This window comes from Okeania sp. SIO2F4 (assembly GCF_010672385.1).
Classification (GTDB): Bacteria; Cyanobacteriota; Cyanobacteriia; order Cyanobacteriales; family Microcoleaceae; genus Trichodesmium.
This window is the reverse complement of the sequence record NZ_JAAHGT010000531.1, coordinates 1-6,618: the sequence shown is the minus strand read 5'-3', so window position 1 is coordinate 6,618 and position 6,618 is coordinate 1. Positions and strand designations below refer to the sequence as shown.

General features: G+C 38.4%; 3 protein-coding genes and 1 pseudogene. 3 read left to right on the top strand and 1 reads right to left on the bottom strand.

Annotation, left to right across the window (positions count from 1 at the left end; all coding sequences use genetic code 11):
- Positions 1 to 1,803, top strand: a 1,803-nt coding sequence (locus F6K22_RS26700; RefSeq protein ID WP_293105047.1) for a tetratricopeptide repeat protein, incomplete at its 5' end; no start/stop codon positions are given.
- Positions 1,804 to 2,133: 330 nt separating this feature from the next.
- Here the strand turns inward: F6K22_RS26700 and F6K22_RS26695 are convergent.
- Positions 2,134 to 3,072 (bottom strand): glycosyltransferase family 2 protein, encoded by a 939-nt coding sequence (locus tag F6K22_RS26695; RefSeq protein WP_293105050.1) that lies wholly within the window; start codon positions 3,070 to 3,072, stop codon positions 2,134 to 2,136.
- 648 nt (positions 3,073 to 3,720) lie between these two features.
- Between F6K22_RS26695 and F6K22_RS26690 the strand changes: the two are divergent.
- Both F6K22_RS26690 and ltrA read left to right on the top strand, forming a co-directional pair.
- Positions 3,721 to 4,314 (top strand): annotated as a pseudogene (locus tag F6K22_RS26690) (hypothetical protein); the annotation flags it as partial.
- A gap of 806 nt (positions 4,315 to 5,120) precedes the next feature.
- A partial coding sequence (gene ltrA, locus F6K22_RS26685) for a group II intron reverse transcriptase/maturase (RefSeq protein WP_293105044.1) occupies positions 5,121 to 6,618 on the top strand: 1,498 nt, incomplete at its 3' end.

The following is a 6,618-nucleotide window of genomic DNA, read 5'->3' as shown; positions in this document are numbered from 1 at the left end:
GCAGCATTTTGCAGAGCTAGAGAATTTGAAAAGAAAAAAAAATGGGAAGAGTCTATTACCCAATATGAAATAGCTGGTATGGTGGAAAAAGCTGAAAAATGTCGCCAGCAAGGAGCATATGCACTGCATCACCGCGGATTAATCAAACTACAAAAAAGAGATAATACTGGCGCTTTAGAAGACTATAATCTAGCCATACTTCTAGAGCCGAATAATCATCAATTTTATCATAATAGAGGCATTGCAATTGCCCAAATGGGAAACTTAAAAGAAGCTATAGAAAATTTCCAAAAAGCATTAGAACTCGATCCAAAAGACCTTCAAACCTATCATAATTTAGGAGCAGTTTATGTAGAATTAGGAGAATTCAATCAGGCTATAGAGCTTTTTTCTCAAGCTCTGAAATTAAATGTTGAAGATTCTCAAATCTACCAAAACTTAGGAGTAGTTCGTTTTAAAGCAGGAGATCGGCAAGGAGCTATAGCAGATTATAATCAAGCCATAAAACTTAATCCCAATAAAGCAGAAGCTTACTATAATCGGGGTATTGCTCATCGTTTCTTTGGAAATAACCAAGATGCAATTAATGACTTTACAAAAGTATTACAACTCAATCCTAGAGTTGTAGATGCTTATACCCAGCGAGGTATTATCAGGTTTGAGATGAAAGATATACAAGGAGCGACTACTGACTTCAATGAAGCCATAAAACTTAATCCTAAACATCCTGAAGCTATCTACAACCGAGCTGTAATTCGTCGTCTGACTAAAGATAACCAAGGTTCACTAGCTGATTTTAATCAAGTTATAAAGATTCATTCTAACTATATGGATGCTTACATAAAACGAGGTATAGTTCGTTTCGATCTAGGAGATCACCGCGGCGCCCTAGAAGACTTAGACCACGCAGTCAAACTTCAACCCCAAAATGCAGACGCTTATTACCACCGAGCTAATACTAAACGCAGTCTGGGAGATTTTTCTGGTGCGATAGTTGATTTTGAGAATGCTATAAATTTTAACCCTCAATATCATCAAGCTTATAACGATATGGGTATTGTGCGCCTCAGAACAGGAGATATTTCAGGGGCAATGAAAAACTTTGAAACAGCTATACAAATCAAGCCCAAGTATGCTGAAGGTCATAACAACCGAGGTTTTACGAAGTTTAGACTAGGAGATATTTCTGGAGCAATGAAAGACTTTGAAACAGCTATAGAAATTAATCCCAACTACGCCGAAGCATACAATAATCTGGGAAATTCTCGCTTTCAAACAGGAGACTTTCAGGCAGCAATGAGTGACTTTAGCGAAACTCTACGCATTCATCCCAAATACGTTCCTGCTTATAATAATAGAGGTTTGGCGCGTTTGAAATTAGGAGATTTTTCTGGAGCGATCGCTGATTGCCATGAAGCGCTAAAAATTAATCCTAACTATGCTTTAGCTCACTATAATTTAGGTTTAATTCACACTGAGATGGGAGATTTAGAGGAAGCTATTGTAGACTACAATGAAGTATTACGACTTTATCCGAGAAAAATTGACGCTTATGTTAATCGAGGGTTAATTTATCTGAAGTTAAAAAACTATAGCCAAGCTATTGAGGATCAAACCAGTGCTTTGAGTATTAATCCTAATCTTCCTCACGTTTATTCTTTTCGTAGCGAAGGATATATTAAATTAGGAAAATTAAAAGCAGCTCTTGATGATTTACACAAAGCAGCAGAAATTTACCAGCAACAAGGAAAGCAAGAAGAATACAACAAGGCGATCGGTGTAATTGAGAAGATAGGAGAATAGGAGGAGTCAGGAGTCTGGGGAGTGTCAGGAGTGTCACTTCTGAGTTCTGAGTTCTAACTTCTGACTTCTAAAAGGGAGTGTGGGGAGTGTGGGAAGTGTGGGAAGTGTAGGAAGTGTGGGGAGTCAAGAATGGCAGAAATATTGAGGCGTTGGCGGAGGGAGCAAGTGCGGCAGCTATATCGCCTAAATTAATAGATGCTATATATAGCGTCCTTGCGTAAGTCCTGATTTTTTGAAAATGGTATAAGTAAGGACTCACATATTGAACTTTTGACTGAACAACTAGAGGAACAGTTAGAAGTTTTGAAAAGGGATGTTAAAAATAGATTGTTATGATAATAGACTTTTTTGTAACTCCTGTATTTCTTTTTGATCTATCAAACGGCGGTTGTAGGCTTTGATCGGTATGTTAATTACTATATAGAATAAATACTTACCAGCCTTGATAAACTTGAAGTATTTGAGTAAAGTTAAAATTTGAAACCACGCTCGAACTGCTTGTGGATAGGGATTTTGATTAGTTACTTTTTGTAAATCTGTTTTTTTTGATACATATTGAATCGGATAAAGTAAACCTATAAATAAACTTTTATAATACTCAGGAATAGAACCATTTTTAACTAACCCATACAAACGATTAATATCTCCACCTAAGCCCCTAAAAGCTCTATTAGCTGCCGGTTGAGCATAATGATTACATTTTGCATCCCTACTTTTAATAATTTTTGCTTTAGCTCGATTGACTCTTCGGGCAAATTCATGTTCTTCTGTTACATAGGTCTTTAGATAGCCAATATTAGTATCAAAAGTCAAATGATTAGCAATAATACGTTTAATTGAAAAAAGAGAACCACTTCCAGCATCTAGTTTATTAGAATCATGATTCCCATGGCACTCATATACACCGCCCCAAATAAACAAAACTTCAGGCTCTGAATTATAATGATCAAGAATTTTATCTAAACAATCAGGGAAAATACTCACATCGTCATCCATGAAAACTATAATTTCTCCTGATGATTCCGTCATTATTCTATTTCGTGAATAACAAACTCCACTATTTTTAGAGTTACGAAAAAAGCGTAATCTCTCGATCTTCTGTTGATGTTCTTTTAAAACTATTGGGGTTTTATCCGTTGAGCAATCGTCAATAATAACAACTTCATAGTTAGGATAAGAAAGATTCTTTATTGAGGGAAGACTAATGTTTTCCAAACTTTTTGATCGGTTATATGTAGATATTCCTACTGTTATCAAAGGATAATTCATAACAAATGGCTGGGTATTGTAGCGTATGGCACACATATATAAGTATAGTTTAAAGCCTCTTTCAGCTTATAGATATACTATAGCACGTTTAAGGTGTAATTGACAGATAAAGGTTTGAGCCTGTAATGGTCTTTCAAAAGTACAAGGTTTTCGTTCTAGGGATCTCAAAAAGTTAGGATTTTGGGCCAAATCATGGCTGAAAAATCAAGGGATAATTCTTCGGACTGTCTCCTCTAAATTCCCCATTCCTCCTGACTCTGTACGGACGCCCTTATGCAATGTCCCTACCTCCTGACTCCTACCCTCACCCATCTTTTTCAGCAAACCCTACTTATCCCACACTTTGCTGAGGCACAACCAAAAACATTAACTTTTATAGTGTAATATTTAGATACTGATGGGGATAGTGCGGGGTGTGAAGGATATGGAAAGTAGCGATCGCTTCAGACTCAATATTAGATATCACTAACAGTTAGGCATTTCACTATTTGTGCATTGCTCTTCCTAGAGCATTTCCGTCAGAAAAACCCACTCAGAAATCAATCCTAAGTTTTGACTTTTAATTTTTGACTTATGACGTTTTATTGGTATTATTTAGTCAATAATGCAATAATATTTCGGCACTATCAGCAATAATGTTGTTCTGTTATGCCTGAAATTCCCCAATTTCCCGAAGCTCTTGCCGAAGCTCTCAATAATTTCCCAGAGCTAGATTTAGACCTACCCGACCCAGAAGATGAAAATATTCCCGACTCTGAGTTTGAAAATGTAGTAGATATAGCATGGAAAGTTTGCGATCGCTTTGACCTCCAGACCGAAATTTGGCGAGGCCGTATCCTGAGAATCATTAGAGACCGAGAAAAAAAAGGAGGCGATGGGCGGGGTAGCGGATTCCTCAATTGGCTTAAGGAAAGAGAAATTAGTAAAAGCCAAGCTTATGCCTTAATAGAATTGGCCAATAGTGCTGATACTTTAATAGATAAAGGACATTTAGACCCGGACTCCATTAATAACTTTAGCAAAAGAGCTTTTGTCGAAACGGCTAAATCTCCCACAGAAGTCCAACAAATGGTCACAGATGCAGCCAAAAAAGGCGATCGCATCACCAGACGAGAAGTCAAGCAACTAGCAGACGAATGGACTGCCGTTAGTTCGGATTTACTTCCAGACGAAATTAGAGCCAAGGCCACCTCTGGTTCCATGCCACCCCGTTATTTAGCTCCCCTAGTCCGAGAAATGGAAGTGCGACTCGTTGGCCACTAAACCAGGAAACTGGATCTAAATGGCCATCCCAAGTCAACACATGAGGACAACCTCGACTTGTGGATAACTCTTATGTCCTTGGTGGTGAAATTCCATCCGCCCTGTTGTTGGGTTGACAACATAGGCCACACGGCAGCGATTGAACATCAAAGCTGTGAAGCTGGCCTAAATGGGGTCAAAGCTTTAACTACCAGATAAGTGAGACTCCTAGTAAAGGTTGACAAGTGGACGAACAGGAAGGTAATGAAACTCTCGTAACTCGGAACTATTCCAAAGGTAGCTACGGAATATAGGACAAAAGTCAGAGGGTCTTTGGATATAGATATTTCCATGTCTATATCAACAACCATACTGAACCCTCCGGGAGATTTTACCCCACTAAATCAGCCGTAATAAAGGCATAAGGGAACGAGGAAACCTCTCTAATACACCTAAGAATATAGGTCGAGAACTTAGGAAGCCATTCAAGGTCAATCTACACATTTGTGGTCGTAGGTCTTAGGGAGAGTAGGATTGGGTAAGAAGCATACTAATTAATAATTAATAATTAATAATTAATAATTAAGAGCTGCGCAGAGCGAGTAAATATTCAGAGGCTGAATTGCTTGCATTACTTAAGTAATGGGAGTTATTGTTCAGTCAATCCCTAATTACTAAAAGCTAGATAGTATAACACCTTTGGCGAAGTTGACGCCTAGGCGCTCTCATAATTATTCATTGTTCATTATTCATTATTCATTGCAGACGTACCCACTGTTAGACGTAATGTAAGGTAATTATTAGCGATGAATAAAGCTAAAACACTAAAAAGAAGATTGGGTAATCCAAAGCCCTTTCTTGAGTGCGTCTTACATTCTGAGGAGACCTCAGAATTACGCACTCGCTTTTTAAGCGTGGCATGGGATACAGACGATATACCGTCCCAGACTTCTGTCAATCCTAATCTCAAATGGAAAGACATCGACTGGAAACGGGTTGAGAAGAATGTATTTAAGTTGCAAAAGTTAATTTACAGAGCATCCATGAGTGGCGAAATCCGCAAGATGCGTAAATACCAACGACTTCTGACTTCTAGTTATTACGCAAGGTTGCTAGCTGTTAGGCGCGTAACACAGGATAATCAGGGTAAGAAAACTGCGGATATAGATGGTATTAAGAATCTATCTCCAATGCAGCGATTTAACTTGGTTCATCTACTTAAAACACGCCACCTCAAAGCAAGTCCAAGCCGTAGAGTCTGGATACCAAAACCAGGGAGGGATGAAAAACGCCCATTAGGCATCCCCACGATGTACGACAGAGCGTTACAAGTCTTGGTGAAGTTAGGTATGGAACCAGAATGGGAAGCACGTTTTGAACCTAATAGCTATGGTCTTTTCCGGTGGTCAACGCATGATGCCATTGAAGCAATCTATCTTAGCATCCACATGAAACCTAAATACGTCCTTGATGCGGATATATCCAAATGCTTTGACCGAATCAACCATGATGCACTGCTAGGAAAAGTGGGTAAATCTCCTTACAGACGGCTAATCAAACAGTGGTTAAAATCTGGGGTGTTTGACAATAAACAATTCCTAGATACTGTGGAAGGCACACCACAGGGAGGGATAATTAGTCCCCTACTAGCAAACATCGCCCTACACGGTATGGAAGAATGCCTAAATAAATTCACTGAAACCTTACCAGGTAAAAAAGATAAAAATAAAAAGGCATTATCTTTAATACGTTATGCTGATGACTTTGTTATTTTACACAAGGACATCAAAGTAGTATTACAAGCAAAAGCCGTAATACAGGAATGGTTAAACCAGGTAGGATTAGAACTAAAACCAGAAAAAACCAAAATTGCCCACACCTTGGAAGAATATGAAGGGAATAAACCTGGATTTGACTTTCTAGGATTCAACATTAGGCAATATCAGGTAAAGTCAACCGAACAAGGATTTAAAACACTGATTAAACCATCCTCCAAGAGTATAAGAACTCACTACCGGAAAATGGCAGATATATGTGACTCCCACAAAACTGCCCCCGTTAAAGCTTTAATAGCCAAATTAAATCCGGTAATAAGGGGATGGGCCAACTACTTCTCTACCGTAGTCAGTAATAGAGTATTCCACAAATTAGATATGCTTTTATGGAAAAGATTATGGAGATGGGTAGGTAGAAGGCATCCAAATAAGCCAGCAGCCTGGGTAAAGAAAAAGTATTTCCTCAAAGTTAAAGAGACCAGGAATTGGATACTTAACGATGGCGAATATATACTAAACCAACACTCAA

Excerpts from the sequence above, each read along its gene's own strand:
- F6K22_RS26695 (WP_293105050.1), bottom strand. The coding sequence starts at position 3,072 with ATGAATTATCCTTTGATAACAGTAGGAATATCTACATATAACCGATCA.